Genomic DNA, 26,485 nt, shown 5'->3' on the forward strand with positions numbered 1-26,485 from the left:
CGGGCACAGCGAGCATCGCAATCGCCCAGCCCTGCGATCGGTCTTGGCCGCAGCCGCATTTTTGCATCGAGAGTTGATAGCTGCGTTCCCCGATGCAAAAACCCGGCGGTTGCCCGCCGGGTTTGGATTTCAGTCAGGCTCGGATTGTCAGAATGAGCGCTGGAAGCGGAGCATGCCGCCGATGCTGTCCTTGTCGTCGGCATTGGTCCAGTTGCGATCGTAGGCTTTATCAAACTGACCGTCGTGGGCCCAATCGACTTCGGCGGTGATCGTGAAGCCGGGAACGATATCGTAGGCGACGTTCGCGGCGACGCCGTAGTTCTTGTCGTCGTCAACCGACGCCTGGAGGTTGAACGAGGTCTTCTCGTTGATGGTGTAGGTGCCACCACCCCAGACTGCCCAGTTGCCGCCCCACTGCTTGTAGAAGTTGCGGTCGATGTTGTCGTCCGAACCGTAACCGGCCATGAGGAACAGTGTCAGGTTCTGTATCGGCGTAACGTCGACGCGAACCTTGCCGGCCCACTCTTCCCAGGTGCTGTCATAGGCGGCGACACCGGTGATCGAGCCCCAGCCCTGCGTGTATTTGATACCGCCGACGACATACGGGACATAGCTGTCGATGGAATCATTGCCGCTGTTGCTGTCTTGGAAAATGCCAGGATCCGCAGCGGCACTGCCCGAACCGGTTTCCAACGAAGCCACGGCCGAGAAGCCGTTTCCGGCATCGAAGTAATACTGGACGACGTTGGTGTCGAAGCCGCCGTAGGGGACCAGCGTATCCTGGATGACGTTGCCGGCGTAGCCGATGAAGGTATCGAAGGCCGATTCGTCCTTACCGACGCGGAGACCACCAAGCTGGACCCAGGCAAAGTTCAGCGAAACGCTCGTACCGCCATTGAAGTTGTCATCAAGGTAATCGTTGTGGTTACCCCAGTTGAAGCGGGTCTCGGTGTAGGTCTTCAAGGTGCCGAGCTCGGTTTCCTGGCCGGTCCAGGTCTTCAGCGTGAAGCGGGCGTGCTTGTAGTAGGTATCCTGCGAGTCGCCGTCCTGCTGATCGGTGGTCTTTGCACCGTCGAATGAGCCGACGTCACCGATGCCGATGTCATAGCGGACGTAGCCGCCGATGCGCAGGCAGGTTTCGGTGCCGGGGATGTAGAAGTAGCCAGCGCCGTAGACGTCGCAAATCTTGACGTATTCAGCGGGTTCCGGCTCGGCGACGACGACGGCGTCGGCGGCGCGCGCACCGGAAACTGCGATCAGTGCCGCAGCGGAGCCGAGAAGAAGGCTCTTGATGTTCATTTTCTGACCTCCAGTCAAAAGTTAAAAAACGGGTCTGGGTATTCTTTGCTGAAGGACAGCGTTCCCTGCCCCATCCCCACTACCGAAAAAGATGCGCACCGCGCCGCTCCTTCAAACCCGACATTACCCATGACACGGCGGCGTTCAACCACGATCGTACCGGCAAAAGGTTTGTGTTGGCGCTATACCCCGGCGTTGTTGCACAAATGACACGATTTGGCCTCACTCCGAAAGCTCCTGTTAACCAACACCCCTTCGCAAGCCGTTGCAAACGGCGGATTCCGGCGATGGTCGGCCCGAAATGTGACCATGGCCCGAGTCGCGAACCAGGGAATTGCCGCAGAATCGCCACATCGCTGGGCGGCGCTTTGGCGAAGGGTCGATTTTTCAAGGATAATAGCGCCAGCTTGTTGATTGTGCCGGCGCTTTTCTTTATCCACCGGCGCAACGGAGAGGTGGCCGAGTGGTCGAAGGCGCTCCCCTGCTAAGGGAGTAGAGGTCAAAAGCTTCTCGTGGGTTCGAATCCCATCCTCTCCGCCACCCTTCGCCCTGCGGGCTTCGGGTGGCAGGCCATCCTGCTTCGCGCTGCGCGCTTCGCAGGACAAGTCCAGCGAAACCCTCTCCGCGCGAAGCGGGATGCCCTCCGAAGCCGTGGCGAAGGAGGACTGCAACCTCTTGGAACGGTTGCAAAATCAGGTTGGCATATCCTTCCTTGCAAAGGAGGATGTACTCCGATGCCTTGGCGAGGGAGGCCGGTTCGTGTGGTATGTGTACCTGCTGGAAAGCAAGAGCGCGGAAGGCGAACGCTATATCGGTGTGACCTCGGACCTGAAGCGACGGGTCGCCGAGCACAACGCCGGAAAATCCAGCCATACGTCCAAATTCCTGCCGTGGCGGGTCGTGACCTGTATCGCCTTCTCGAACCAAGCCAAGGCGACTTCATTCGAGCGTTATCTCAAATCCGGTTCCGGGCATGCGTTTGCCAGCAAACGCCTCTGGTGAACGTCTGCGGCTGTTCACGTGATCTCACAAAAATCAACGATTTTCCGAAATAACGACGCAATCCCAGATACTTACTACCGAAACACACGGCGCCAATTCCGCACTTTGGTTCGATTCTGACTGGAGGTCAGAAAATGAACATCAAGAGCCTTCTTCTCGGCTCCGCTGCGGCACTGGTCGCAGTTTCCGGTGCGCGCGCCGCCGACGCCGTCGTCGTCGCCGAGCCGGAACCCGCTGAATACGTCAAGATCTGCGACGTCTACGGCGCTGGCTACTTCTACATCCCCGGCACCGAAATCTGCCTGCGCATCGGCGGCTACGTCCGTTATGACATCTCCGCCGGCCAGGCTGGCTCGTTCGACGGCGCCAGGTACCAGGACCTGTCGGATGCCCTCGATGGCGAAGACAACGTCAACGACGGCTACTACAAACAGGCTCGCTTCACGCTGAGGACCTACACCGGCCAGGAAACCGAGATGGGCACCTTGAAGACCTACACCGAGACCCGCTTCAACTGGGGAACGGGTCACTATGACGACACCCTCTTTTCCAACTTTGGCAGCAGAGGCGTTTCGCTGAACTTCGCCTGGATCCAGCTCGGTGGTTTGCGCGTCGGTAAGGACGAAACGGCCTTCAATACGTTCACTGGCTACGCCGGCGACGTCATCCAGGATACGATCGTTCCCTACGGCGGCTTCGACACCAATGTCGTCCAGTACTACTTCGATGCCGGCAACGGCTTCTCGGCGGTGGCTTCGTTGGAAACCGGTGAAGGCTTTGTCGTTGACGGCGGCGCCCTCAATCTCGGTCACGACTCGATCGACAGCTATGTTCCGTATGTAGTTGGCGGCGTGAAGTACACGCAGGGCTGGGGATCCATCAGCGGTGTTGTCGCCTATGACAGCAGCCTCGAAGAATGGGCCGGCAAGGTTCGCCTCGACGTGACGCCGATGCAGAACCTGTCGCTGTTCTTGATGGCCGGCTACGGCTCTGACGACAACCTCCCGCGCAACTACTACAAGCAGTGGGGCGGTAACTGGGCAGTCTGGGGTGGTGGTGCCTACACCATCAACGAGAAGACCACGTTCAACCTCCAGGCGTCGTATGACGAAGCCAAGGAAGCTGGCGTCGCGGCCAATATCAAATACGAAATCGTTCCCGGCCTGGTGATCACGGCCGAAGTGGACTGGGCTCATAACAGCCATCACATCGATAGCGACTCGCTGCCCGGCTATGAATACAACTGGACCGGCATCCCGGGCGACAAGAAAAACGCCGTTGGCGGTATCCTCCGCTTCCAGCGCTCGTTCTAAGGGCTGGACTTAAAGCAAGTGAAATCCAGCCCGGGCGCTTAAACGTCCGGGCTGTTTTTGTTTTCGCGACTGGTAGGCAAACAGAAGGAAAGGGGGTTCGGTAGCTGAACAGGGTTGTGGAACGATGTCGTTGGGATCCGCCAACTGGTGGATGAAATCGGCCGCAACGCTTAAAACTCTTGAAAGGGCACCGCCAAGCAGGTAGGTCTAGGCCTATCCACTCGGGGGTGTGGCGAATAATGACGAATGATGCGATTCAAGAGGGAGGAACCTCTGATCATTTTTCGATGTTTTCTTCTCAAACTGCAAAGATAAAATACAGTTATAACAAGATACGAGAAGTAAAGTCGCACAGGATCGGAGAACTGTTTTCAGTATACCGGGACATACTTTGGGATGATGGGCGGCATAAATACAATGTCAGCTCCTTCATCGGCGAAATAGACGAGATCCTCCTTGGGGAGCGTTTCAGCGCCTTTGACCAAAGCACCCTCGACAACCTTATCGGCACCTTGCGCCAGCGCGGCAACAGCAACGCAACCATCAACCGGAAGATGGCTGCCCTCAGCAAACTGCTGCGCAAGGCTCATAAGATGGGGGATATCCACAGCCTGCCCGAGTTCCGCCGCCAGAAGGAGCGGGCGGGACGGATTCGTTTCCTCGAAAGAGACGAGGAGGCCCGGCTGTTCGCCGCCATCAAAAGCCGCAGCGAGGACGCTTATCGGCTTTCCGTCTTTCTCGTCGACACCGGCTGCCGTCTCGGCGAAGCGCTGGGCTTGATCTGGAACGATATCCAGGAGCACCGCGTCAGTTTCTGGATCACCAAATCCGGCCGCAGCCGCACCATCCCGATGACCGAGCGGGTAAAAGAAGTGATCAAGCTGCCGGCCACCGAGGGCCGCCGGCCCAAAGGCCCGTTCACCAAGCTCAGCCAGGCGCAGTTTCGCGCTATCTGGAACGATGCCAAGGCCGAAGTCGGGCTTGGCGCCGACGATCAGGTCGTGCCGCACATATTGCGCCATACTTGTGCCTCGCGTCTTGTCCAGGGCGGTATCGACATCAGGCGCGTGCAGATGTGGCTCGGCCATCAGACGCTGTCGATGACCATGCGTTACGCCCATCTGGCCACCAACGACCTCGACGGCTGCGTCACCGTGCTGGAGACGCCGCGGTGCAGTGGCGCGGACAGCGGCGGGGCAAGCGCTTTGTCTTCTCCACCTCCGCCAAGGCGGCAACCAAAAAGCGAGCCGGCCGCAAGCAAGGCCCCAAAGCCCGCGAAGAGAAGCGCCAAATCCTGACGGTTTGGGTGGATCTGGCATTGGGTTTCAGGGCAGTTGCTTCAGGTTAGCGCTGCCGCTCATTGCCCTGCCGGGCATTTCTCCCCGTATAGTGACGGGGAGAAAGGTACCCTCGCGAAAGATTTCGCTAGTCGCCAGCGTTCCGGCTAGCCCCTTCTCCCCGTCGCCATACGGGGAAAAGGTGCCGGCAGGCGGATGAGGGGCAGCGCCAACATCGATAAAATTATTTCACCGCTAATTCCAACGGAACTGTCAACGGCCGTCGGAATGCTTTGATCGACGCAAACCCTGCGCGTGAATTACTTCACTCGGTCGAGCTTTACTTCCCGCCACCCCGTCGCTCCGCCCGATCGAAAAAGCCAGCGACCTTGCCCGGCAGGCCGCCGGTTTCGAGAAACGGTGCATGCCCCTGGTCGTCGGCGGTGATCGTCTCGATATCGGTATGGCGCGTCCGCATCTGCTCGAGCGTTTCGGCGGACAGCAGCTTCGAGTTGGCGCCGCGTATGACGAGCAACGGGATCGCCGCCAGCGCGTCGAACTGCGGCCACAGGTCGGGCAGCGGCGAGGAGAGGTCCAGGCCGGCCAGCGTGTCGACCAATCTCGAATCGAAATCGGGCAACAACCCTTCCTCGGTCTTGCGGTAAAGGGCTGACGCCATCCGCTCCCAATCCGCATCGGTCAGCGCCGAAAAATCCGCGCCATGGGTGCTGCGCAAGTCGCGGACCACCTCCGCGTACGTCTTCGGCCTTGGCGCGAGGTCGACATAGGAGCGGATATGGGCGAGACCTTGCGCCTCGATCACCGGGCCGATGTCGTTGAGGACGATGGCCTTCAGCACGGCCGGCCGCATCGCCCCGAGCACATGGATGATCAGTCCACCGCGCGAGGTGCCGATGAAGCCAGCCTGCTCGATGCCAAGTGCTGCCAGCCCGGCGAGAATATCGCCCGCTTCGATGCCGATATTGTAATGGCCGATATCGGCATCGTAGGCGGATTGCCCACGCCCGCGATAGTCGAAAGCAACAACCTTACGCCTGGCCTGCGTCGACAGATAAAGCGCCAAATCGTGAAAATCACGGCAATTGCGGGTCAGGCCGGGAAGGCAAACGACTGGCCAGCGGCCGGAATTCGCTTCGCCGTAGATGCGGGCGTGCAGGCACAGCCCGTCCGGCGCGGCGTAGAAGAAATCGGAAAAACCCTGCTCGGTTGGCATGTGGACCGCTTCCTCGCACTCGCCGGATCGTTCCCGACTGCTACAGGCGATGGCAGAGACGGTCAAATCGAAGCGTCGACGCTGAGAATCTTCGAGACATCGGCAGGACAGAGGGCGGCGCGAAGGATCGCAGCCTGACTTGGCTTGAAGCCCGGTCGTCACCCCCGGCCGTTCACCAGATCCCCGACGATATCGTACTTGCCGGAGATACGCATCTTGTAGACCTCGTAATTCTCCATCACGCGCTGAACGTAACTTCTTGTTTCCGTATAGGGAATCCGCTCGATCCAGTCGACAACGGCGTCGACGTCCTTGCCGCGCGGGTCGCCGTATTTCGCGACCCACTGGGCAGCGCGGGCGGGGCCGGCATTGTAGCCGGCGAAGGTCAGCACGTAGGAGCCGTCGAAACGGCCGAGCTGCTCGCCGAGAAAGGCGGCGCCCAGAGTTGCATTGTAGCCGGCATCGGTGGTCAGCCGGGCTTGAGAAAACGTCATGCCGGCCTTCTTCGCCAATTGCTTGGCGGTGCCTGGCATCAGCTGCAGCAGTCCGCGCGCGCCGGCGCTGGAGACGGCGCCGATGTTGAACTCGCTTTCCTGGCGAGCAATCGCATAGGCTAGCGCCTTGCCCGAACCGGAAATGTTGGCGGTGTCGGGAATGACGCCGAGCGGATGCGACAGCGCGCCGACATCGATGCCGCGGGCGCCGGCGATCTTGCCGACCTTCAGCGCCATGAAATGGTTGCCCTGTCTTTCCGCCAGCGCCGCAAGCAGCGCCAGTTCGCCGGGGTTGTTCAGCTGCCCGGCGAGGTCGCGGTAGAGTGTCTCGGCATAGCGGTCATAGCCGGCCTGCTGCAGCCGCTTGATGGCGCTGACCGCCTCGCGGGTGGCAAAACTCTGGCGATCGGCGGCACTTGGTTGGGGGTAGACGATGTTGAGGGTCTGCCGGCCGACACGCTCGCCGGCAAGCTGGCCGTAAAAGGTCGTGCCGTAGCTGGCGGCACGGCTGAAATAATCCTTGGCATTGCCGGGGCCGCCGAGTTCGGCGGCGCGGCCGAGCCAATAATAGGCGCGCGACAGCGACATCGGTCCTTGGGCGAGCTCCGCGATTCGCGCAAAATGCTTGGCGGCGGTGCTCGGGTCGTTGAGGCCGCGCAGCGCGTACCAGCCTGCATGGAATTCCGCCTCGGCAGCATTGGCGGCACTTTCGGCGGCATGCGCGGCGACTATTCTGTAGGCGGTCTTCATGTCGCCCTGGTCGACCAGCTCGCGCGACAGCACCCGGCGTTCGACCCACCAGGCATCCGGATCGACCAGCGCGTCGCGATCGCCCGGCGCCTTCAGCACCAGCGCGGCCGCGTCGGAAAATTTCTGTTGCTTGCGCAGATATTCGGCTTCGGCAAAGAGATAGCCCGCCGCCCGCTGCGCTGCCGGCACCGCCTTCAGCAGCTTGGCCGCGTTCTTGTCGCCTTTGGTGACTGCCGCCCAGGCATCGGCCAATTGCTGGGCGCCAGCGATCCCGGCGACGCGCAGCGCCGAAGCGACCCGGTCGGCATAAAACATGCGCTCCATGCGGAAGCGATGGTCGGCGGCCGGGATCAGCGCGCCGAACTCGCGGATGACCGCCGCCTCGTCCCTGGCTTCGAGCTTTTCGGTGCGCCAGAATGGCGACAGCACCGAGCGCGCCGCCTTGGTATCGCCCTGCGCTACATAGGAGCGGGCTAGGATCACCACGCCCTCGAAGGTCAGCGGCTGGCTGCCATCGAACGCCCGCACCACCACCTGTGGCGCGGGGTTCTCGCGGTAGAGCGCGCGTTCGCTGTTCTTGCGCAAGGCGATCGTGCCCGGCCAGTTCGGCAGCATCTTCGCGGCGTCGGCGATGTCGCCGCTCGGCACCTGGTCGCCGCCATAGAGCGCAATCGCCCAGGCAAGGATGTGCCGGTCGAGCGACTTGGCCGGCAGCGCCTCGCGCACCTGGCGCGCGCGCTGAATGTCGCTTGCCGCCAGCGCATCGAGACCGCTCTTCAGCGCCGCGACGCTGGCGGACGGCGACTGCTGCAGCGCATCGTTCTGCGGCTCGGTCATCGGAATCGCCGACGTGACCTGCACATCGACGCTGCTGCCGATCGCGGCGCCGGGAATCAGCACAACGATCGCGCCGAGAAGCGCAAAGAGATGAGGCCGCCTGGTCGGCATGGATTTGATCATCCCCGTTCTTCGACGCTACAACAGACACAGATGAACTGAAGCCTATTCGTCTGTGATGAAGGGCCCGTAAAGAAAACCTTGTCGAGGTCGTTCGAATTGCAATTGCCGGCGCAATGCTTGCCGCGCAACAATGTCGAGACTATGGTGCGCCGCTTCGCTTTCGGCTAGAAGGCGCGCACGACAAACACCTACAGCGCCGCGCGTCTTCTCAGGACGCGCAAAGGACGCTGTAGCAATTTAAATTTGGCGCATGATCCTTTCCGAAAATCGACTGCGATTTTCGGGGTCATGCGCTAGTCCCAAGGAGTTGGACGACATGCTGAGAGGCTCGCTGACCGCGCTCGTTACACCGTTCGAAAAGAGCGGCCGTTTCGACGAGAAAGCCTTTCGCGCGTTTATCGCCTGGCAGATCGCCGAAGGCACGACGGGCGTGGTCCCGGTCGGCACCACCGGCGAGTCGCCGACGCTGTCGCATGACGAGCACCGCCAGGTCGTCAAGGTCTGCATCGAGGTCGCCAAGGGCCGGGTTCCGGTCGTCGCCGGCGCCGGCTCCAACAACACCGAAGAGGCGGTCGGCCTGGTCCAGTATGCCGAGAAGGCGGGCGCCGACGCGGCCCTTGTCGTCACGCCCTATTACAACAAGCCGACGCAGCGCGGCCTCTATGCGCATTTCGCCGCCGTCGCCAAGGCGACCAGCCTGCCGATCATCATCTACAACATTCCGCCGCGCTCGGTGATCGACATGAGCCCGGAGACGATGGGGCAATTGGTGCACGACTTCAAGAACATCGTCGGCGTCAAGGATGCCACGGGCAAGGTCGAGCGGGTTTCGGAGCAGCGCGCCACCTGCGGCAAGGATTTCATCCAGCTCTCCGGCGAAGACGCCTCGGCGCTGGGCTTCAACGCGCATGGCGGCGTCGGCTGTATTTCGGTGACGGCAAATGTCGCGCCCAGGCTTTGCGCTGAATTCCAGGAGGCAACGCTTTCCGGTGACAGCGCCAAGGCGCTCGACCTGCAGGACCGTCTGTTGCCGCTGCACAAGGCGATTTTCATGGAGCCCGGCGTTTCCGGCGCGAAATATGCGCTGTCGAAACTGGGTAAGGTCGAGAATGTGCTGCGCTCGCCGCTGATGACGGTCGAGCCGTCGACCGCCGAGAAGATCGACGCGGCGATGAAGCACGCCGGCTTGATAAACTAGGGATGAGGCGCCACCTCTCCGCATCATGAATCAAGTCAGAAAAGCCGATCCCAACAACAAGACCGTTGCGGAAAACCGCAAGGCGCGGTTTTCCTATGAGGTGCTCGACACGATCGAGGCCGGCCTGGTGCTGACCGGCACCGAAGTGAAATCGCTGCGCCAGGGCCAGGCCAACATCCAGGACAGCTACGCCTCGGTCGAGGGCGGCGAGATCTGGCTGATCAACTCCTATTTGCCGGAATACCTGCAGGCCAACCGCTTCAACCACGAGCCACGCCGCCGCCGCAAACTGCTGCTCAACAAGCGCGAGATGGCCAAGCTGGCGCAAAGCGTCGACCGCGAAGGCATGACGCTGGTGCCGCTGAAGATCTACTTCAACGACCAGGGTCGTGCCAAGCTGCTGCTCGCCGTTGGCCGCGGCAAGAAGCTGCACGACAAGCGCGAGACCGAAAAGCAGCGCGACTGGTCGCGCGAGAAGGGCCGGCTGCTGAAGGAGCGAGGGTGAGGAGCAGTCCGCGAAGCGGACGAAAAGCCAATGATTTGGCTTTTCGAGCGGCGAACGTCCGGAGCCATAGCGGCGGGCAGGGCGGACCAATAGCGATAGGTCTCTGTTGAAAAACCGGATCGTCTTGTGGGGCGCGGCCGGTCTGCTCCTGGCGGGCCTCGTCCTGGCCGGCGGCTATACCTACTTCCAGACGTTTTCTCCGGACCGCGGCAAATATCCGGTCAGGGGCATCGATGTTTCCCATCATCAGCGGCAGATCGACTGGCGGCGTGTTGCCGCCGACGATGTCGCTTTCGCCGTGATCAAGGCGACGGAGGGCGGCGACCATGTCGACGATGCCTTCGCCGCCAATTTGCGCGCGGCCCGCGCTGCCGGCCTTGCCGTCGGTGCCTATCATTTCTTCACCTTCTGCAGGCCGGGTGCGGATCAGGCACGCAACTTCATCTCGGTGGTGCCGCACGATCAGCCTTTGCTGCCGCCGGTGGTAGACATCGAGTTCGGCGGCAATTGCCCGCAGCGGCCAACCCCCGAACAGCTGAGCGCCGAACTCTCCGCCTTCCTCGGCCCGGTCGAGGCGGCGTTCGGCAAGACGGCGATCCTTTATGTGACCGACGAGGCGGCGCAAGCCTATGCCGGGCAGCTAGCCGGCCGGCCGCGCTGGCTGCGTTCGCTGGCGCTGCGGCCGGGCCATGACGACTGGATCTACTGGCAGTACCACAACCGGGGCCGCGTCGACGGCATCAGCGGCGACGTCGACCTGAATGTTCTCCAAGGCGGCCCGGCGACGCTGGCCGCATTGTTTGCCGCAGCGCCTGAAGAGATGTCGTCGGATTGACGCTATTCCTGTCCAACGAGAGCACCCTCAGTGGCGCGAAAGACGGAACGACGAAGCCTTCGCAAACGTGGCTATTCATATCGCAGGCGGGGCCGTGCTAAGGACATTTGATGCCGGAGCGCCCTTCATCAGCGAAAGAGAGCAATGTCCCGCCTGCTGCAACGGACGGCGGCGATCCCCGCCTGGCATTTGTCTATGCGGAGGCGGTGCGTGGCCTCCAACATCAGCAGGGCGTGGTTGAAAGTCTCAATACGCGCGCCGGCAATCTGATCTTCGCGACCGCGTTCGCGAGTTCTCTCCTTGGAGGCAGGGCGCTCCTGGATGGCGTGGGGCCTTGGGACTGGCTGGCGCTGACATTGCTTTTTCTTATCGGGCTGCTGGTCGCGATTATGGTGTGGCCGTATTATAACTATACGTTCCGTTTCGATCCAGGGACGCTGATCCAGGACTTCGTCGATCAGCACCCTCCCGCAACCATGGACGGGATGCACCGAGCACTTGCGCTGCGCATCAAATCCGACATGGCCAGCAATTGGCGGATCATCCAACGCCTGCGCGTCGCGCTGCAGCTCGCACTGTTTCTGTGGTTGCTGGATCTCCTGGCCTGGTTGTTCGCGATTGCCCGAATCTAGGGGCTTGTGCGCCGGCGCGCCTCGTCCGACTCTATGTCTTCAGAAAAGCTTCTATCTGACTGAAGATATTAACGAACATCGCTTCCGTCAGCACGCCGGTATTGGTGTTGTAGCGCGAGCAATGATAGCTGGAAAACAGCGTGATACCATTGGCCTGTTGCTGCCCACCATGCCGGAACGGATAGGCGGCGACGCGTTGGCCGAGCGCCCGCACGGTCGACTGGTGCGCGATCGAGCCCAGCGCCAGCACAGCGCGCAGGTTTGGAAATCGCGCGATCGTCGGCACCAGGAACGTCCGGCAGGTCGCTATCTCGGCGCCAACCGGCTTGTTCTCCGGCGGCACGCAGCGCACCGCATTGGTAATCGCCGTACCGACAAGCTCCAGCCCGTCATCTGGTCGCGCTTTGAATTCGCCGCGCGCAAAGCCGTGCGCGATCAGCGTGTTGTAGAGCAGGTCGCCGGCAAAATCGCCGGTGAAGGGGCGCCCGGTCCGGTTCGCCCCGCGCAGGCCAGGCGCCAGCCCGACGATCAGCAAGCGCACCGCATCCTCGCCTTCCGGCGGCAAATAAGTCGGCACCGGCGCGTTGAACCAGGACGGCTCGCGCCGCCGCCACTCGGCGATGAAGTCGTGCAGCCGTGGGCAGAGCGGGCAGTCGCGATCGGGTTCGGGCGAGACGACCAGGGGCGCGGTCAAGGCAACGACCGTCAATAGTCTTCCTCGTCGACTTCGGCCGGCTCGGGCCGGCGTACCGGCCGCTCCGACGGATCGCGGCCGACTTCATTCTTGAGCGTCATCAAGTCGATGAAATGGTCGGCCTGGCGGCGCAGATCGTCGGAGATCATCGGCGGCTGCGAAGCCATGGTCGAGACGATCGACACCTTGCGCCCGCGCCGCTGCAGCGCCTCGACCAGCGTACGGAAATCGCCGTCGCCTGAGAAGATGACATAATGGTCGACGACGTCGGCAAGCTCCAGCGCATCGACGGTCAGCTCGATATCCATATTGCCCTTGATCTTGCGCCGGCCGGTCGAGTCGGTGAATTCCTTGGCCGGCTTGGTCACCACCTTGAAGCCGTTATAATCGAGCCAGTCGATCAGCGGCCGTATCGAGGAGTATTCCTGATCCTCGACCAGCGCGGTGTAGTAATAGGCGCGCAGCAGATAGCCGCGTTTCTGGAAGCTCGACAAAAGTTTGCGGTAGTCGATGTCAAAGCCCAGCGCGCGCGAGGTGGCGTAGAGATTTGCGCCGTCGATAAAGAGAGCGATTTTTTCACGAGGATCGAACATGGAAAAATGTCCTTTTTCGAAATAAGCGGTCGTCTAAATGCGTGGCGACTATCGGCCGGTCTGATAATAGACCTGTTGGCCTTCATCGTTCGAGATAACGCCAGTTTTACGGCAATCCAAGGCACCATGCGGCACCGCAAGCAATTGTGATCGGCGCTGCGTCGTCGCAGGCGGCCCGCGTCAGAGCTGGGCACCGCCATAAAAGCTTGTATTTTGGCGGCGTTCGGGTTATGGACCGCGCCTGTTTTCCATCAAATCCAGGCATGAAAGGGGCAACTCATGGCCCGCGTAACCGTTGAAGATTGCATCGACAAGGTCGACAACCGCTTCGAGCTGGTGCTCCTGGCCGGCCACCGCGCCCGTCAAATCAGCCAGGGCGCGCAGATCACCGTACCGCGCGACAACGACAAGAATCCGGTCGTTGCGCTCCGCGAAATCGCCGACGAGACGCTGTCGCCGGACGACCTCAAGGAAGATCTCATCCATTCGCTGCAGAAGCATGTCGAGGTCGACGAGCCGGAAGCCGACGGCGAGGCGATTGCCGACCAGACCGGCAGTGCCGTTGCGGCCACCGATGCCGACGACGCCGAGGACAACGTCACCTTCGATCGCATGACCGAAGAAGACCTGTTGGCCGGCATCGAAGGTCTGGTACCGCCAGAAAAAAGCGACGATTATTGATCTTAGCAATAACTGCCGACACTTTCGCGTCGGCAGTTTCGTGGCTATCTATGACATGCGCCGTACGCCAGTGCGGCGCATGATTTATTTCAGCATGCGAGATCCCGCCCATGATGCGTCAGTATGAGCTTGTCGAGCGCGTCCAGCGCTACAAGCCTGACGTCAACGAGGCGCTGCTCAACAAGGCCTATGTCTACGCCATGCAGAAGCATGGCCACCAGAAACGCGCCTCCGGCGACCCCTATTTTTCGCATCCGCTCGAAGTCGCCGCCATCCTCACCGAAATGCACATGGACGAGGCGACGATCGCCGTTGCGCTGCTGCACGACACGATCGAGGACACCACGGCGACCAGAGCCGAGATCGACGAATTGTTCGGCCCCGAAATGGGCAAGCTGGTCGAAGGCCTGACCAAGCTGAAGAAGCTCGATCTCGTCTCCAAGAAGGCCGAGCAGGCGGAGAACCTGCGCAAGCTGTTGCTCGCGATCTCGGAAGACGTGCGCGTGCTTCTGGTCAAGCTCGCCGACCGCCTGCACAATATGCGCACCCTCGACCATGTGCCGGAAGCCAAGCGCCTGCGCATTGCCGAAGAGACGATGGACATCTACGCGCCGCTGGCCGGCCGCATGGGCATGCAAGGCATGCGCGAGGAGCTGGAGGAGATCGCCTTCCGCTTCATCAATCCCGAAGCCTATCGCGCCGTCACCGCACGGCTCGCCGAAATCTTCGAGCGCAACAAGGGCGTGCTGTCCGAGATCGAGAAGGCGCTGTCCACGCTGTTCGACAAATATTCGATCAAGGCCGAGGTCAAAAGCCGGCAGAAGAAGCCGTGGTCGGTATTCCGCAAGATGGAAGCCAAGGCGCTGTCGTTCGAGCAGCTGTCCGACATTTTCGGCTTCCGCGTCGTTGTCGAGACGGTCGAGGACTGTTACCGCGCGCTCGGCGCCATCCACACCACCTGGTCGATGGTGCCCGGCCGCTTCAAGGACTACATCTCGACGCCGAAGCAGAACGACTACCGCTCGATCCACACCACCATCGTCGGCCCATCGCGCCAGCGCGTCGAATTGCAGATCCGCACCTACCAGATGAACAAGATCGCCGAATACGGCGTCGCCGCTCATTCGATCTATAAGGATACCGGCGGCAAGATGAATGGTGCCGCCCATGCGATCTCGAAGGAAACCAATGCCTATGCGTGGCTGCGGCGGACCATCGAGCAGCTTGCCGAAGGCGACAATCCCGAGGACTTCCTCGAAAACACCAAGCTGGAGCTGTTCCAGGACCAGGTATTCTGCTTTACGCCGAAGGGCATGCTGATCGCGCTGCCGCGCGGCGCCACGCCGATCGACTTTGCCTATGCCGTCCACACCGATGTCGGCGACACTTGCGTCGGCGCCAAGGTCAATGGCCGCATCATGCCGCTGATGACGGAGCTGAAGAACGGCGACGAGGTCGAGATCATCCGCTCGAAGGCGCAGGTGCCGCCGGCGGCGTGGGAATCGGTGGTCGTTACCGGCAAGGCGCGCTCGGCCATCCGCCGCGCCACCAAGAACGCTATCCGCAAGCAATATTCGGGTCTCGGTATCCGAATTCTAGAGCGCGCCTTCGAACGGTCCGGCAAGACCTTTACCAAGGAAAACCTGAAGCCGGTGCTGCACCGGCTGGCGCGCAAGGATATCGAGGATGTGCTGGCCTCGGTCGGCCGTGGCGAACTTGCCTCCACCGATGTCATGAAGGCGGTATTTCCCGACTACAAGGACGAGCGCGTCACGCTGGTCGCGCCCAAGCAGCGCGAGGAGGGTTGGTCGAAGATCCGCAACGCCGCCGGCATGCTGTTCCAGATTCCGGGCCGCGCCGCGCGCAAGGACAAGAACCAGCCGCGCGACGACGCGGTGCCGATCCGCGGTGTGCGCGGCGATCTGCCGGTGCGCTTCGCACCGGAGGGGGCAGTGCCTGGCGACCGCATCGTCGGCATTGTGCAGCCCGGAACCGGTATCACCATCTATCCGATCCAGTCGCCGGCGCTGCAGGCCTTTGACGACCAGCCCGAGCGCTGGATCGACGTACGCTGGGATATTGACGAGCGCACCAAGGAGCGATTCCCGGCGCGCGTCTCGGTCACCGCCATCAACGCACCGGGTTCGCTGGCCGACATTGCGCAGGTCGTCGCATCCAACGATGCCAACATTCATACTCTGTCAATGGTGCGCACCGCGCCCGATTTCACCGAAATGCTGATCGATCTCGAAGTGTGGGACCTGAAGCACTTGAACCGGCTGCTGTCGCAGCTAAAGGACAATTCGAGCGTCAGCGATGCGCGGCGCGTGAATGGGTGAATAGTGAATAGTGAATAGTGAAAGAGGGTGCTCTCACTACCATTCACCATTCACCATTCATCATTCATCATTCACCATGGGCATGGAGCGAACAATGAACACCGATGAAGTGCTGGGCATTTTCCGCGAGGCCGGCGCCGTTCTCGAAGGGCATTTCATCCTGACGTCCGGCCTGCGCAGCCCGGTCTTCCTGCAGAAGGCGCGCGTTTTCATGCATGCCGACAAGACCGAGCGCTTGTGCAAGGCGCTGGCCGAAAAGATCCGCGCTGGCGTGCCCGGCAGGATCGACTACGTCGTCGGCCCCGCGATCGGCGGGCTGATCCCGGCCTATGAGACCTCGCGGCATCTTGGTGTGCCGGCGATCTGGGTCGAGCGGGAAGGGGGCGAATTCAGGCTGCGTCGTTTCGAGATCGCCAAGGGATCGCGCGTTGTCATTGTCGAGGACATCGTCACCACTGGTCTGTCGATCCGCGAGACCATCGACTGCCTGCGCGGCCTTGGCGCCGAAGTCGCAGCCGCCGCGTGCATCATCGACCGCTCGGCCGGCAAGACCGATGTCGGCGTGCCGCTGATCGCGCTTGCGGAATATGAAGTTCCGGCCTATCCGGCCGACAGGCTGCCGCCCGAGCTCGCCGCCATACCGGCGATCAAGCCCGGCAGCCGCAACATCTAATGCATGTCGCCCAAAAGTGTGCGGCGGTTTTGGGACAACGACATGCATAAAAACAAGTCAAGAGGCGCTGCCGTGATTGCCGGCATCGATCATTTCGTGCTGACAGTTCGTTCGGTGGACGATACCTGCGCCTTCTATCAGCGCGTGCTTGGCTTCGAGCGCCTCGACGAGCCGGACCGACCAACGGCGCTGCTGTTTGGAACGCAAAAGATCAATGTGCATCAGGTCGGGCGTACCTTCGAGCCGAAGGCCAAGGCGCCGACGCCGGGCTCCGGAGATTTCTGCTTGATTGCCGCCCGGCCGCTCGCCGAGATATGTGCCAGCCTCGCCGCCAATGGCGTGGTGATAGAGGTCGGCCCGGTCGAGCGTGTCGGCGCTCGTGGCGCGATGATGTCGGTCTATTTCCGTGACCCGGATGGCAACCTCGTCGAGGTCAGCGAATATCGATCCTAAGCGGCGCTCCTTAAATTCGCCGCGATCATACCCTGTTCAGAACGGCGACACCCAGGGCTGGCGCGACCGGCCACCGAGCGGATGCCCTCGGCCTCGTTGTTCTTCGGCCAGCGCATCGCTATATCAAAGTCGTAGTTGCTTTTCGGCGACCGCAGAGCGCAGCATAGGCTGTCGCGCCCCGGCTGGGAAAAGCCGGCGCGAAGTCATTAATGGAACTAGGAACAGGAACAGAGTGCTTTTTCGACGGCGCAAGCCTGATGGTTTTTTCGAGCGGGTGCGTACTTATTTGTGGCCGCGCCGCTCGTTCTCGCGCTCGCTCCGGTATTTCTCCAAGCGCATCCTGCGGCTTAGGGCCACGCCGCACGCTGTGGCCGCCGGTGTTGCGGCGGGCGTATTCGCGTCGTTTTTCCCGCTTGGCTTCCACTTCATCATTGCCGCCATCCTGTGCTGGCTGATCGCCGGCAATCTGGTCGCGGCAGCACTTGGCACGGTGTTCGGCAACCCCCTGACCTTTCCGCTGCTATGGGCCGCCTCCTGGGAGGTCGGCAAGCTGATCCTGCATGAACACCTGCCGGCGCATGGCCCGCCTGCCCATCTTGGCGACATGCTGCATAATCTTTCCTTTGCGCAGTTGTGGGGACCGGTGCTGAAGCCGATGACAATCGGCGCGATACCGCTCGGCCTGGTTTTTGGCCTGCTGTTTTACGGCATCACCCGCTGGGGCATGGTCACTTTCCACGAGCAGCGCCGCAAGCGGCTGGCCGAAAGAGCCGCAAAGGCTGGAAAAACCGGGCCGGAAGTTCCTGCCGAATGATTATCGGTATCGGCAGCGACCTCATCGATATCAGACGCATCGAGAAGTCGCTGGAACGTCATGGCCAGCGCTTCATCCAACGCATCTACACCGAGATCGAACAGGCGCGCTCCGAAAACCGGGCGGCGCGTGCGGCCTCCTACGCCAAGCGTTTCGCCGCCAAGGAAGCCTGCGCCAAGGCATTGGGCACCGGTATGGCGCAGGGTGTGTTCTGGCGCGACATGGGGGTCGTCAACCTGGCCAGCGGCAAGCCGGCCATGGCGCTGACCAACGGGGCGGCAGCGCGGCTGGACGAAATCCTGCCTGAAGGGCACCGCGCGGTGATCCACCTCACCATCACCGATGATTTTCCGCTCGCTCAAGCCTTTGTGATCATTGAAGCGTTGCCGGTCGAAGAAGCGCCACATTGATTGCATCTGACCACCGGCATGACGTTGCCCAGCGCGCGCCGAGACTCTATACCATCCAACGCACAATCGAGGACGACATGAGCGTGGCTGAAAAAACCCAGAAGAAATCCGGCGGACTTGGCGAAACCGTCAGCGTCATCGTCCAGGCCCTGCTGCTTGCGCTGGTCATCCGCACGCTCCTGTTCCAGCCGTTCTCGATCCCGTCCGGGTCGATGCGGCCGACTTTGCTCGAAGGCGACTATCTCTTCGTCACCAAGTGGTCCTACGGCTTCTCCCGCTATTCACTGCCGTTCGGGCCGAACATCTTTTCGGGCCGCATCTGGGGCTCAGAGCCGAAGCGCGGCGACGTGGTGGTGTTCAAGTTTCCGCCGGATCCTTCCGTCGATTATATCAAGCGCGTCGTCGGCCTGCCGGGCGACAAGATCCAGGTCAAGGATGGCCAGCTCTTCATCAACGACGTGAGCGTGCCGCGCGTCAAGGTCGGGCAGATCGACAACCGCGACGTCACCGAGGAGAACGGGCCGGTCGATGTCTATCGCGAGACGCTGCCGAACGGCGTCACCTACGACACGCTTGACCTGACGCAGGCCTCGATCGGCGACAATACCAAAGAGTTCAAGGTGCCGCCCGGTCACTATTTCATGATGGGCGACAATCGCGACAACTCGTCGGACAGCCGCTTCACGGTCGGCTTCGTGCCGGAGGAGAACTTGGTCGGCCGCGCCAACCTCATCTTCTTCTCGATCGCCGGCAGCGCCAGCCCGCTCGAAATCTGGAAATGGCCGTCGCAGATGCGCGCCTCGCGCCTGTTCCATTTCGTCAATTAGGACCATGGCGGCGACGAAACGGCTGACCGCCGATGCGCTCGCCGAGGCGCTCAAGGAGCGCACCGGCCACAGTTTTGGCGACCACCAGCGCCTGCAGCGGGCGCTGACCCATGCCAGCGCTCGCGGCAGTCACGCCGGCATCGACTACGAACGTTTCGAATTCCTGGGCGACCGCGTTCTCGGCCTTGTCGTTGCCGATATGCTGCTGGCGGCATTTCCCGACGCCGCCGAGGGTGAGCTATCGCTGAGATTGAACGCGCTGGTCAACGCCGAGGCCCTGGCGGAGATCGCCGAGGAGATCGGCCTGCCGGAACTTATTCGCGCCGGTTCGGACGTACGCGGCCTCGATGGGCGCAAGCGCGTCAATCTGCGCGCCGATGCATTGGAATCGTTGATCGCCGTGCTCTATCTCGACGGCGGGTTGGAAGCGGCCCGCGCCTTCATCCACAGATACTGGCAGCCGCGCTCGCAAGCCATCGACGCCGCCCGCCGCGATGCGAAGACCGAACTTCAGGAATGGGCGCATCAGGCGGCGGGCGCAGTGCCGGTTTACATAATCGACAGCCGCGAGGGACCGGACCACGATCCGCTGTTCACCGTCAGCGTCAAGGTCGGCGCCTATCCGCCAGCGACCGGCAGCGGGCGCTCCAAGCGCGAGGCGGAGCAGGCTGCAGCCGCGGCACTTCTGCAGCGGGAAGGCGTCTGGCTCAATCAAGGGAGTGCCGCATGACCGCCACCGAAGCTCCGGCAACAGAAGCTCCCGCTACCCGCTCCGGCTTCGTCGCGCTGATCGGGGCGCCCAATGCGGGGAAATCGACGCTGGTCAACCAGCTGGTCGGCGCCAAGGTGTCGATTGTGACGCACAAGGTGCAGACCACCCGCGCGATCGTGCGCGGCATTGCCATCCACAACATCACGCAGATCGTCTTCGTCGACACGCCGGGCATATTCAAGCCGAAGCGCCGGCTGGACACCGCGATGGTGACCACAGCCTGGGGCGGTGCCAAGGACGCCGATATCGTGCTGCTCTTGATCGATGCCGAGCGCGGCATCCGGGGCGATGCCGACGCCATCCTCGAGCGGCTGAAGGATGTCCGGCAGCCTATGGTGTTGATCCTCAACAAGGTCGATCGGGTCAAGCACGAGACGTTGCTGGCATTGTCGGCGGCAGCCAACGAAAGGGTGCCGTTCAAGCGCACCTTCATGGTTTCGGCGCTGACCGGGTCCGGCTGCAAGGACCTGCTCGACTATCTCGCCGAGACCTTGCCGGCCGGACCCTGGTACTACCCGGAAGACCAGATCTCCGACCTGCCGATGCGCCAGCTCGCGGCCGAGATCACCCGCGAAAAGCTCTATCTCAGGCTGCATCAAGAACTGCCTTATTCCTCCCACATCGAGACCGAGAAATGGGAAGAGAAGAAGGACGGCTCGGTGCGCATCGACCAGACCATCTATGTCGAGCGCGACAGCCAGAAGAAGATCGTGCTCGGCCATAAGGGCGAGACGATCCGCGCCATCGGCCAGGCGGCGCGCATGGAAATTGCAGGCATCCTCGAGCAGAAGGTGCACCTCTTCCTGTTCGTCAAGGTGCGCGAGAACTGGGGCGACGATCCCGAGCGCTACCGTGAAATGGGGCTCGAATTTCCGCACTGAGCCTGTTTGGGCGATCCGCCGAGCGGCCTGTCGGCCGCCTCAGGATTACCCAAGTGCCAGCGACACGCCGTCGGCAAGATGTTCTGCGTCAGACGCGTTTTCGAACGGGATGCCCGTTCTTGCATAGTCGAGCGGCGAGAAATCGGAGCCGTCGGCGTTGATCAGCGCAGCCTGGCGCCTTGCCGCCTGCATGTCGCCGAACTGAGCGTAACAGGCGGCAAGCCGGGTGCGGATCCACGGCGTCGGTCGCGTCGCCAGCTCCAGCGCCTCGGCAGCCGCGCGGTATTCGCCCAGCATGTATAGCGCGAGCGCGCGATCGTACTGATACCAATGAGGGTGCAGCGGGTTGATGCGGATGGCGCGCGCCAGCCAGGCGAGCGCGTCGAGCGGCCGGCCGCGCATCGTCAACAGATGCCCCATTTGCTCGATACAGTCTGCGTCGCCCGGATTGAGCTCGAGCGCGATGCGTAAATGATGCTCGGCCGCCTCGTGGTCGCGCATATTGAGCCGCACCAGCGACTGGATGCGGTGTGCCGTTGCCTGGTCCGGCGACAATGCGATGCCCCGCTCGGCCAGGTCGCGGGCCTTCGTCAGAACGGCGTCGCTGATGGGTCCGAATTCGCTGTTAAGCACATGCGACAGCGCCAGATAGGTGTAGGCGAGGCCAAAGGCCGGGTCCCTGACGATCGCCGCCTCGAAAAACGCCGCCGCTTCTTTCAGTTCCCTTTGCGCTGGATCGCGCAGCAAGGCGACGCCGCGCAGCACCAGTTCATGTGCGGCGAGGCTGGCTACCGGCTGCCGCGAGGCACGCTGCAGGCCGGCATTGTTCACCCGAACGACCAGCCGGCCGACGATCTTCTCGATGATTTCCTGCTGGATGGCGGACAGCCCGGCGTAATCGGCCTGGTAGCGATCCCCCCAGAGCTGGGAAGCGCTGGCTGCGTCAACGAGATTGACCGCACAGACGATGCTGTCTGCCTGGCGCCGCACCGAACCCTCGACGAGATGATCGGCGCCGATGCGCGAACGCACGACAGGCCATTCACCAGGCGAATATGAGGCAAACGAGAAGCTCGAATTGCGCGCCAGCACTGTCAGCGTGCCGAAGCGGGCGAGGCCGTTGATAATGTCTTCGGCAATACCGTCGACGATCGCTTCGTCGGCCGGATCGGCGCCGTCATTGCGGAACCTGAGCACCGCCACGATCGGCTGTGCGCCGGCTTCGGACACCGGTTCGATTTCAGGGATCAGCATGTAGCCGCGCTTCGATGCGGTCCGTATCGTTTCCTCGCCGAGCACCTTGCGGATGTCGCGAATCGACTGCGTCAGCGAATCCTCGGTGACGAAAACACCCGGCCAGACCGCATCCATCAATTCCGACTTCGGCACCACACGGCCGATGTGGCGGGCGAGATGCGTCAGCAATGCGTAGGCCTTCGGCCGCAGGAAGGCCGGCTGTTCGGCCCGTCTGAGCGTACCTTTGCCCAGATCGAGCGTGAAACCGCCAAACTGAAAAACCTGGTCAGTGGCCGAAACCGCCATCGAAACGGCCCGCTCCCTGAAGCCTTGCCTGTATTGGCCTACGGCTGGAGGGCTGGGTCAAGGTCTGCCGCCGCCGAAAAGCGGCGACTAAACGGCGCCAGCGAGGGCGGGCTGCGTTGCCGACCTGCGTACGAAGCTCTCGGTGCCGTAGACGGCAACGATGGCGACCGCAGCCACCGCCCAGATCGCAACACCGATCCATTGCTGCTGCACATGGTCGGCGTCGATGAACACCTTGCCGAGGAAGCGTACGCTGTTCTGATGGGTGATATGCATCAGAATGGCGAGAAGCACACTGCCGGTGTTCTGATAGAGCCAGGTAAATACCACTGCCGCCAGCAGGACGTTGACTGTGCCGTAGACGCTGAGGTCGCCGATTAGGCCGAGCGGAAGATGCCAGATCGCCCAGATCGCGCCGAGGATCAGGCTTCCGGCCAGCGCCGGATGCTTGGCCAGCAGGCGCGGTGTCGCAAAGCCGCGCCATCCCGGCTCTTCGCCAAGCGGGCCGCTGAAGACCGCGTACAGCGCGATGATCGGGAGTACTCTCAATGACAGCTGGAATATTGCCCCAGGCCGGCGTCGCCGAGCCGAACAGCGGATTGACCAGGATCGAGGCAAGCTGCGTGCCGAATGGCAGGCCGAATGCCACCAGATACCACAACGGAGATACCCGCCACTTCACAATGGAAGCGAGAATGGCCTTGACGGAAGTCCAGCCTCCGGAGAGGGCTGCGACGACGAATCCGGATAGCATCGGGCCGAAGGTAAACCAGGGAATGCTATCGCCATTCGACAAGTAGAACGGGATGAAGGCAAATCAGGTCAGGGCAAGCGCCAACGAAAAGAAGGCAGCCAACTGATGCTGCCGCACCAGGAGCAGGAAAGAAGTCATGTCGGGCCTCTCACGGGCAGATGACAATGAGAGGTCGCCGGGCTGCCCAATCGGTCGACTTGCATCTTGAACAGCCGGCCGAATCAATCCGGGAGGCCATGCGCCGACCACGGCGGTCGACCCGTTCCGTATTGGCACCGGCGCGACCCGAAATCCTGAGCGGGTTCTGAGAAATTTCCGATATTTCATGCAGAACCGGCCAGTTAGACCGGCTGGAGCACCTGCCGACACTGCGATCGTGCATGGTTCCCGTTCGTCGTCTCTCCGTCACACACCCTGCCTATAGGCTGTGCGAAAGACCCGCTTCCGAGCAAACCGGAACAGGCGGGCAAGCAGCCAGATTTCGGACATGACAGGGACTTGGAATCGCATCGACCCCATCCGTCAGACCGAGTTTGCAAACGCCGTCGCTGTTGAGATCGAGCGCGTGCTGGCGCGGCAAGGCAAGGTGACGAACAGCGATGCGGTCGTTGCAGCGGGCAGGGTCGCCGGGGCCGTTGCCGCCGCCGTCGCTTTGCTTGCGCCGACCGACATCAGCGCGATCGATACCATGCAGGAAAGATTACCCGGCATGGCGTCGCGTTTCGTGCGGATATTGGCGGCCGAAGCGACGGAACGCAGTGCCCGGACGCCTCTGGCGACGGCGCACGGAGGCCGAGGGGCAGACATCCGACCCCTGGCCGGAACGGGCGATCGCGATGCGATGCGGGTCGAGGACTGGGCCGGTCGGGTTGCCGGGTCGACATTCCTGCAGGAAAATCTCGGCATATCGCGCTCGACCCTGCATCGCTGGCAGCGGAGCGGTACGGTCGTTGCGTTGCGCACCGGTGGCCGCAAGCATGTATTTCCCCTGGCCCAGTTCATCGACGGCAGGCCGGCGCCGGGTATCAAGGAGGTGTCGTCCGCGATGCCCGATCCGCGGCGTGCCTGGTCGTGGCTGATCGGCCCCGCGCCCGGCCTTGCCGGACGTATTCCCATTGAAATGCTCAAACAGGATCTGGTGGCGGAAGTCGTTCTTGCCGCACAGAACGCAGCGATGGCGAAGTTGGCTTGATCTCGCTGCCAACGTTAGAAGTATATTCCAAAAAAAAACACGTAAAAGGAATGTCAATCGACTCTGACCGGTTTGCCGGCTAATGGGATGAAGTATATTTTCGTACAATTGTGACAAATGTCTCGTTTGTGCCAGGAGAAAATGTGAAGAAAATATGAAGTGATATTTGTGCAACATGGATTTCTTCTGTTGTTCAAACATTGATTATTTTTGGAATCGTCATTGAGACTGGAATGCGGATGAGTATGTTCGCCGCCTGAAGAGGGGGCGCGGTGCGCGCCTTTTTCGACGTGGGTGAGGCGTTCAGCCGTTCAACCCATGAATCCAAAGCCATTTTTAACTTTGACTGGAGAGGTCAGAAAATGAATATCAAGAGCCTTCTTCTCGGCTCAGCCGCGGCATTCGTCGCGGTCTCCGGTGCGCGCGCCGCCGACGCCGTCGTCGTCGCCGAGCCGGAACCCGCTGAATACGTCAAGATTTGCGACGTCTACGGCGCCGGCTATTTCTACATCCCCGGCACCGAGACCTGCCTGCGCATCGGCGGCTATGTCCGCTATGACGCCAGCTTCGGCGACGGTGGTCGCGTTTTCGACGGCGCGACGACACACGACCTTATGGACGGTGACGAGCAGCAGACCTGGAACAAGAATGCCCGCTTCAATTTGAAGACGTGGACCGGCCAGGAGACGGAGCTTGGCACGTTGAAGACCTATACCGAGACCCGTTTCAACTTCGGCAATACCAAACGCACCGTGAGCGGTGTTGATTTCAGCGTGCAGGACAACAAGGCGGTTACCCTGAACTTCGCCTGGATCCAGCTTGGAGGTTTCCGCGTCGGTAAGGATGAAACTGTCTATGATTCGTTCATCGGCTACGCCGGCAGCGTGGTCCAGGACACTATCATTCCTTACGGTACCAAGGACACCAACCTGATCAGTTACTATTTCGACGGCGGTAATGGCTTTACGGCAGTCGCCTCGGTCGAAACGGGCTCCGGCGCTGACCAGTCGATCGACAGCTACGTTCCGTTTGTCGTCGGCGGCGTGAAATACAAGGGTGACTGGGGTGCGATCACCGCGGTCGGCGCCTATAACAGCACGTCGGAAGAATGGGCCGGCAAAGCTCGCCTCGACGTCAAGCCGATTACTGACCTGACCCTGTTCGTGATGGCGGGCTACGGCAGCGATGACAACGTCGCAAAGAACTTCTACAAGCCGTGGACTGGCAACTTTGCCGTCTGGGGCGGCGGCAGCTATGCCGTCAACAAGAAGGCCTCTTTGAACGCCCAGGTCTCCTATACCGACGACCAAGACTTCGCCGTTGCGGCCAACGTCGCCTACACCATCGTTCCTGGTTACACGATCACCGCCGAAGTCGATTATTACGACAATTTCGATGCCGACGATGCCGACGCAATCGGCGGCATCTTCCGCTTCCAGCGCTCGTTCTGATCAAACGACGATTTCGCAAAAAACGGCCCGTAGCGATACGCTACGGGCCGTTTTGGTTTGGCGGTGGATACGTCGCTCATCTTGATTTCGCCATCCAACCGGTGACAAGCTCTCGTCATGGAATGGCGCGACGAGGGAATCATTCTCGGCACCCGCAAGCATGGCGAAACCAGCGCCATTCTCGAGGTGATGACACGTGCGCATGGCCGCCATCTCGGTCTCGTGCGCGGCGGCCGTTCGCGCAAACAGCAGCCTGTCTTGCAGCCCGGCAATCGCGTCGACCTATTGTGGCGGGCGCGGCTCGACGAGCATCTCGGCACCTTCCAGGTCGAGGCCATCGAGATGAACGCCGCCCGGCTGATGGACAGCGCCGTTGCCGTCTATGGCCTGCAGACGATGGCCGCGCATTTGCGTCTTCTGCCTGAGCGCGACGCCCATGGCGGTCTCTATGAGACGCTTGCGGTGATGATCGCCCATCTCGACGATGCCGATGCTGCCGGCGAGCTGGTGGCCCGCTTCGAACTGCTGGTCCTCGACGAACTCGGTTTCGGCCTCGATCTCAGCCAGTGTGCGGCGACCGGCACCAGGCAGGACCTTGCCTATGTCTCGCCGAAATCCGGCCGCGCCGTGTCGCGGGCGGCGGGCGCGCCGTGGCGCGACAAGATGCTGGCGCTGCCTGCCTTCCTACAGCGCGGCTCCGGGCTGCGCGCCGATCCGGCGGCGATCGAGGACGCCTTCCGGCTGACCGGCTTCTTTTTGACCCGCCATGTCTACGAGCCGCGCGGCATCGAGCCTCCCGGCGCCCGCGCGGGGTTTCTCGCCGCCTTGCGCAGGCATCATTCACCCGGCCATGAATCCGGCAAGGCAAGCGCCGGGGAAACCACCAGATGAGCAACGTTTCGCCGCTCGA

The 26,485-nt window shown here is 61.8% G+C and carries 26 protein-coding genes and 1 tRNA gene; 20 read left to right on the forward strand and 7 right to left on the reverse strand.

Going from position 1 to position 26,485, the window contains the following annotated elements:
• Positions 1–147: 147 nt before the first annotated feature.
• Positions 148–1,299 (reverse strand): porin, encoded by a 1,152-nt coding sequence (locus NKI95_RS14235; protein WP_292660091.1) that lies wholly within the window; start codon positions 1,297–1,299, stop codon positions 148–150.
• A 449-nt stretch (positions 1,300–1,748) separates the two neighbouring features.
• Between NKI95_RS14235 and NKI95_RS14240 the strand changes: the two genes are divergently transcribed.
• The 4 genes from NKI95_RS14240 to NKI95_RS14255 all read left to right on the forward strand — a co-directional run bounded on the left by NKI95_RS14240 (position 1,749) and on the right by NKI95_RS14255 (position 4,912).
• A tRNA-Ser gene (locus NKI95_RS14240) sits at positions 1,749–1,839 on the forward strand.
• A 219-nt stretch (positions 1,840–2,058) separates the two neighbouring features.
• Complete coding sequence (locus NKI95_RS14245) at positions 2,059–2,301, forward strand: GIY-YIG nuclease family protein (RefSeq protein WP_352717666.1); 243 nt, start codon at positions 2,059–2,061, stop codon at positions 2,299–2,301.
• A gap of 134 nt (positions 2,302–2,435) precedes the next feature.
• Positions 2,436–3,614: a porin gene (locus tag NKI95_RS14250; RefSeq protein WP_352717455.1), complete on the forward strand. Its 1,179-nt coding sequence runs from the start codon at positions 2,436–2,438 to the stop codon at positions 3,612–3,614.
• Positions 3,615–3,853: 239 nt separating this feature from the next.
• Positions 3,854–4,912, forward strand: a complete 1,059-nt coding sequence (locus NKI95_RS14255; protein ID WP_502908357.1) for a tyrosine-type recombinase/integrase — start codon at positions 3,854–3,856, stop codon at positions 4,910–4,912.
• Positions 4,913–5,231: 319 nt separating this feature from the next.
• On the opposite strand, the gene NKI95_RS14260 is transcribed toward NKI95_RS14255, so the two are convergent.
• The gene (locus NKI95_RS14260; protein ID WP_352717456.1) at positions 5,232–6,125 is read right to left on the reverse strand and encodes an alpha/beta fold hydrolase; all 894 of its coding nucleotides are present in this window, start codon (positions 6,123–6,125) and stop codon (positions 5,232–5,234) included.
• 158 nt (positions 6,126–6,283) lie between these two features.
• Complete coding sequence (locus tag NKI95_RS14265; RefSeq protein WP_352717670.1) at positions 6,284–8,317, reverse strand: lytic transglycosylase domain-containing protein; 2,034 nt, start codon at positions 8,315–8,317, stop codon at positions 6,284–6,286.
• A gap of 328 nt (positions 8,318–8,645) precedes the next feature.
• On the opposite strand from NKI95_RS14265, the gene dapA reads away from it, so the two are divergent.
• The 4 genes from dapA (at position 8,646) to NKI95_RS14285 (ending at position 11,499) form a co-directional block, all read left to right on the forward strand.
• Positions 8,646–9,527 (forward strand): 4-hydroxy-tetrahydrodipicolinate synthase, encoded by an 882-nt coding sequence (dapA, locus tag NKI95_RS14270; protein WP_352717457.1) that lies wholly within the window; start codon positions 8,646–8,648, stop codon positions 9,525–9,527.
• A 25-nt stretch (positions 9,528–9,552) separates the two neighbouring features.
• Positions 9,553–10,032, forward strand: coding sequence for an SsrA-binding protein SmpB (smpB, locus tag NKI95_RS14275; protein WP_023768487.1), 480 nt, complete (start codon positions 9,553–9,555; stop codon positions 10,030–10,032).
• Positions 10,033–10,138: 106 nt separating this feature from the next.
• Positions 10,139–10,867 carry a GH25 family lysozyme gene (locus tag NKI95_RS14280; RefSeq protein ID WP_352717458.1) on the forward strand — a complete coding sequence of 243 codons (729 nt, stop codon included), beginning with the start codon at positions 10,139–10,141 and terminating at the stop codon, positions 10,865–10,867.
• A 110-nt stretch (positions 10,868–10,977) separates the two neighbouring features.
• The gene (locus NKI95_RS14285) at positions 10,978–11,499 is read left to right on the forward strand and encodes a hypothetical protein (RefSeq protein WP_352717460.1); all 522 of its coding nucleotides are present in this window, start codon (positions 10,978–10,980) and stop codon (positions 11,497–11,499) included.
• A 31-nt stretch (positions 11,500–11,530) separates the two neighbouring features.
• Here NKI95_RS14285 and NKI95_RS14290 read toward each other — a convergent pair whose 3' ends face one another.
• Complete coding sequence (locus tag NKI95_RS14290) at positions 11,531–12,208, reverse strand: uracil-DNA glycosylase (RefSeq protein WP_352717462.1); 678 nt, start codon at positions 12,206–12,208, stop codon at positions 11,531–11,533.
• Positions 12,205–12,786, reverse strand: coding sequence for a LabA-like NYN domain-containing protein (locus NKI95_RS14295; protein ID WP_292657898.1), 582 nt, complete (start codon positions 12,784–12,786; stop codon positions 12,205–12,207). Before NKI95_RS14295 ends, NKI95_RS14290 begins: the two co-directional genes overlap by 4 nt.
• A 279-nt stretch (positions 12,787–13,065) precedes the next feature.
• On the opposite strand from NKI95_RS14295, the gene rpoZ reads away from it, so the two are divergent.
• The 9 genes from rpoZ (at position 13,066) to era (ending at position 20,636) form a co-directional block, all read left to right on the forward strand.
• Positions 13,066–13,467 carry a DNA-directed RNA polymerase subunit omega gene (gene rpoZ, locus NKI95_RS14300; RefSeq protein WP_023719890.1) on the forward strand — a complete coding sequence of 134 codons (402 nt, stop codon included), beginning with the start codon at positions 13,066–13,068 and terminating at the stop codon, positions 13,465–13,467.
• Between the two features lie 110 nt (positions 13,468–13,577).
• Entirely contained in the window at positions 13,578–15,806 is a 2,229-nt protein-coding gene (locus NKI95_RS14305) for a RelA/SpoT family protein (RefSeq protein WP_023719889.1), read from the forward strand.
• A 94-nt stretch (positions 15,807–15,900) separates the two neighbouring features.
• Positions 15,901–16,479, forward strand: coding sequence for an orotate phosphoribosyltransferase (pyrE, locus tag NKI95_RS14310; RefSeq protein ID WP_352717464.1), 579 nt, complete (start codon positions 15,901–15,903; stop codon positions 16,477–16,479).
• Positions 16,480–16,521: 42 nt separating this feature from the next.
• On the forward strand, positions 16,522–16,932 hold the full coding sequence (locus NKI95_RS14315) for a VOC family protein (RefSeq protein ID WP_352717466.1): 411 nt from the start codon (positions 16,522–16,524) through the stop codon (positions 16,930–16,932).
• Between the two features lie 232 nt (positions 16,933–17,164).
• On the forward strand, positions 17,165–17,746 hold the full coding sequence (locus NKI95_RS14320) for a DUF2062 domain-containing protein (RefSeq protein ID WP_023677769.1): 582 nt from the start codon (positions 17,165–17,167) through the stop codon (positions 17,744–17,746).
• Positions 17,743–18,156 (forward strand): holo-ACP synthase, encoded by a 414-nt coding sequence (acpS, locus tag NKI95_RS14325; protein ID WP_292657921.1) that lies wholly within the window; start codon positions 17,743–17,745, stop codon positions 18,154–18,156. The genes NKI95_RS14320 and acpS overlap by 4 nt, the downstream gene beginning before the upstream one ends.
• A 77-nt stretch (positions 18,157–18,233) precedes the next feature.
• Positions 18,234–18,983, forward strand: coding sequence for a signal peptidase I (lepB, locus tag NKI95_RS14330; protein WP_352717467.1), 750 nt, complete (start codon positions 18,234–18,236; stop codon positions 18,981–18,983).
• Positions 18,984–18,987: 4 nt separating this feature from the next.
• Positions 18,988–19,713, forward strand: a complete 726-nt coding sequence (gene rnc / locus NKI95_RS14335; protein WP_031194250.1) for a ribonuclease III — start codon at positions 18,988–18,990, stop codon at positions 19,711–19,713.
• Positions 19,710–20,636: a GTPase Era gene (gene era, locus NKI95_RS14340; RefSeq protein WP_352717468.1), complete on the forward strand. Its 927-nt coding sequence runs from the start codon at positions 19,710–19,712 to the stop codon at positions 20,634–20,636. Before rnc ends, era begins: the two co-directional genes overlap by 4 nt.
• 45 nt (positions 20,637–20,681) lie before the next feature.
• On the opposite strand, the gene NKI95_RS14345 is transcribed toward era, so the two are convergent.
• Both NKI95_RS14345 and NKI95_RS14350 read right to left on the reverse strand, forming a co-directional pair.
• A complete protein-coding gene (locus NKI95_RS14345) occupies positions 20,682–22,178 on the reverse strand; it encodes a winged helix-turn-helix domain-containing tetratricopeptide repeat protein (protein ID WP_352717470.1) in 1,497 nt (498 codons plus the stop codon).
• An 87-nt stretch (positions 22,179–22,265) separates the two neighbouring features.
• Positions 22,266–22,727, reverse strand: coding sequence for a CPBP family intramembrane glutamic endopeptidase (locus NKI95_RS14350; RefSeq protein WP_352717471.1), 462 nt, complete (start codon positions 22,725–22,727; stop codon positions 22,266–22,268).
• Between the two features lie 692 nt (positions 22,728–23,419).
• Between NKI95_RS14350 and NKI95_RS14355 the strand changes: the two genes are divergently transcribed.
• The 3 genes from NKI95_RS14355 to recO all read left to right on the forward strand — a co-directional run bounded on the left by NKI95_RS14355 (position 23,420) and on the right by recO (position 26,466).
• Positions 23,420–24,124 (forward strand): antitoxin Xre/MbcA/ParS-like domain-containing protein, encoded by a 705-nt coding sequence (locus NKI95_RS14355; protein ID WP_352717473.1) that lies wholly within the window; start codon positions 23,420–23,422, stop codon positions 24,122–24,124.
• A gap of 362 nt (positions 24,125–24,486) precedes the next feature.
• Positions 24,487–25,575, forward strand: coding sequence for a porin (locus tag NKI95_RS14360; protein WP_352717475.1), 1,089 nt, complete (start codon positions 24,487–24,489; stop codon positions 25,573–25,575).
• A 117-nt stretch (positions 25,576–25,692) separates the two neighbouring features.
• Positions 25,693–26,466 (forward strand): DNA repair protein RecO, encoded by a 774-nt coding sequence (recO, locus tag NKI95_RS14365; RefSeq protein WP_352717477.1) that lies wholly within the window; start codon positions 25,693–25,695, stop codon positions 26,464–26,466.
• Positions 26,467–26,485 lie beyond the last annotated feature (19 nt).

The organism is Mesorhizobium sp. M0306, assembly GCF_040321655.1.
Classification (GTDB): Bacteria; Pseudomonadota; Alphaproteobacteria; order Rhizobiales; family Rhizobiaceae; genus Mesorhizobium.

What these genes read in the sequence shown, in the direction of transcription:
- NKI95_RS14285 (WP_352717460.1), top strand. Translation starts at nt 10,978, where the DNA reads ATGCCGGAGCGCCCTTCATCAGCGAAAGAGAGCAATGTCCCGCCTGCT.
- NKI95_RS14315 (WP_352717466.1), top strand. Translation starts at nt 16,522, where the DNA reads ATGCATAAAAACAAGTCAAGAGGCGCTGCCGTGATTGCCGGCATCGAT.
- acpS (WP_292657921.1), top strand. Translation starts at nt 17,743, where the DNA reads ATGATTATCGGTATCGGCAGCGACCTCATCGATATCAGACGCATCGAG.
- rpoZ (WP_023719890.1), top strand. Translation starts at nt 13,066, where the DNA reads ATGGCCCGCGTAACCGTTGAAGATTGCATCGACAAGGTCGACAACCGC.
- NKI95_RS14360 (WP_352717475.1), top strand. Translation starts at nt 24,487, where the DNA reads ATGAATATCAAGAGCCTTCTTCTCGGCTCAGCCGCGGCATTCGTCGCG.
- NKI95_RS14260 (WP_352717456.1), bottom strand. Translation starts at nt 6,125, where the DNA reads ATGCCAACCGAGCAGGGTTTTTCCGATTTCTTCTACGCCGCGCCGGAC.
- NKI95_RS14255 (WP_502908357.1), top strand. Translation starts at nt 3,854, where the DNA reads ATGACGAATGATGCGATTCAAGAGGGAGGAACCTCTGATCATTTTTCG.
- pyrE (WP_352717464.1), top strand. Translation starts at nt 15,901, where the DNA reads ATGAACACCGATGAAGTGCTGGGCATTTTCCGCGAGGCCGGCGCCGTT.
- era (WP_352717468.1), top strand. Translation starts at nt 19,710, where the DNA reads ATGACCGCCACCGAAGCTCCGGCAACAGAAGCTCCCGCTACCCGCTCC.
- recO (WP_352717477.1), top strand. Translation starts at nt 25,693, where the DNA reads ATGGAATGGCGCGACGAGGGAATCATTCTCGGCACCCGCAAGCATGGC.
- NKI95_RS14265 (WP_352717670.1), bottom strand. Translation starts at nt 8,317, where the DNA reads ATGCCGACCAGGCGGCCTCATCTCTTTGCGCTTCTCGGCGCGATCGTT.
- lepB (WP_352717467.1), top strand. Translation starts at nt 18,234, where the DNA reads ATGAGCGTGGCTGAAAAAACCCAGAAGAAATCCGGCGGACTTGGCGAA.
- NKI95_RS14250 (WP_352717455.1), top strand. Translation starts at nt 2,436, where the DNA reads ATGAACATCAAGAGCCTTCTTCTCGGCTCCGCTGCGGCACTGGTCGCA.
- NKI95_RS14235 (WP_292660091.1), bottom strand. Translation starts at nt 1,299, where the DNA reads ATGAACATCAAGAGCCTTCTTCTCGGCTCCGCTGCGGCACTGATCGCA.
- rnc (WP_031194250.1), top strand. Translation starts at nt 18,988, where the DNA reads ATGGCGGCGACGAAACGGCTGACCGCCGATGCGCTCGCCGAGGCGCTC.
- dapA (WP_352717457.1), top strand. Translation starts at nt 8,646, where the DNA reads ATGCTGAGAGGCTCGCTGACCGCGCTCGTTACACCGTTCGAAAAGAGC.
- smpB (WP_023768487.1), top strand. Translation starts at nt 9,553, where the DNA reads ATGAATCAAGTCAGAAAAGCCGATCCCAACAACAAGACCGTTGCGGAA.
- NKI95_RS14305 (WP_023719889.1), top strand. Translation starts at nt 13,578, where the DNA reads ATGATGCGTCAGTATGAGCTTGTCGAGCGCGTCCAGCGCTACAAGCCT.
- NKI95_RS14355 (WP_352717473.1), top strand. Translation starts at nt 23,420, where the DNA reads ATGACAGGGACTTGGAATCGCATCGACCCCATCCGTCAGACCGAGTTT.
- NKI95_RS14345 (WP_352717470.1), bottom strand. Translation starts at nt 22,178, where the DNA reads ATGGCGGTTTCGGCCACTGACCAGGTTTTTCAGTTTGGCGGTTTCACG.
- NKI95_RS14295 (WP_292657898.1), bottom strand. Translation starts at nt 12,786, where the DNA reads ATGTTCGATCCTCGTGAAAAAATCGCTCTCTTTATCGACGGCGCAAAT.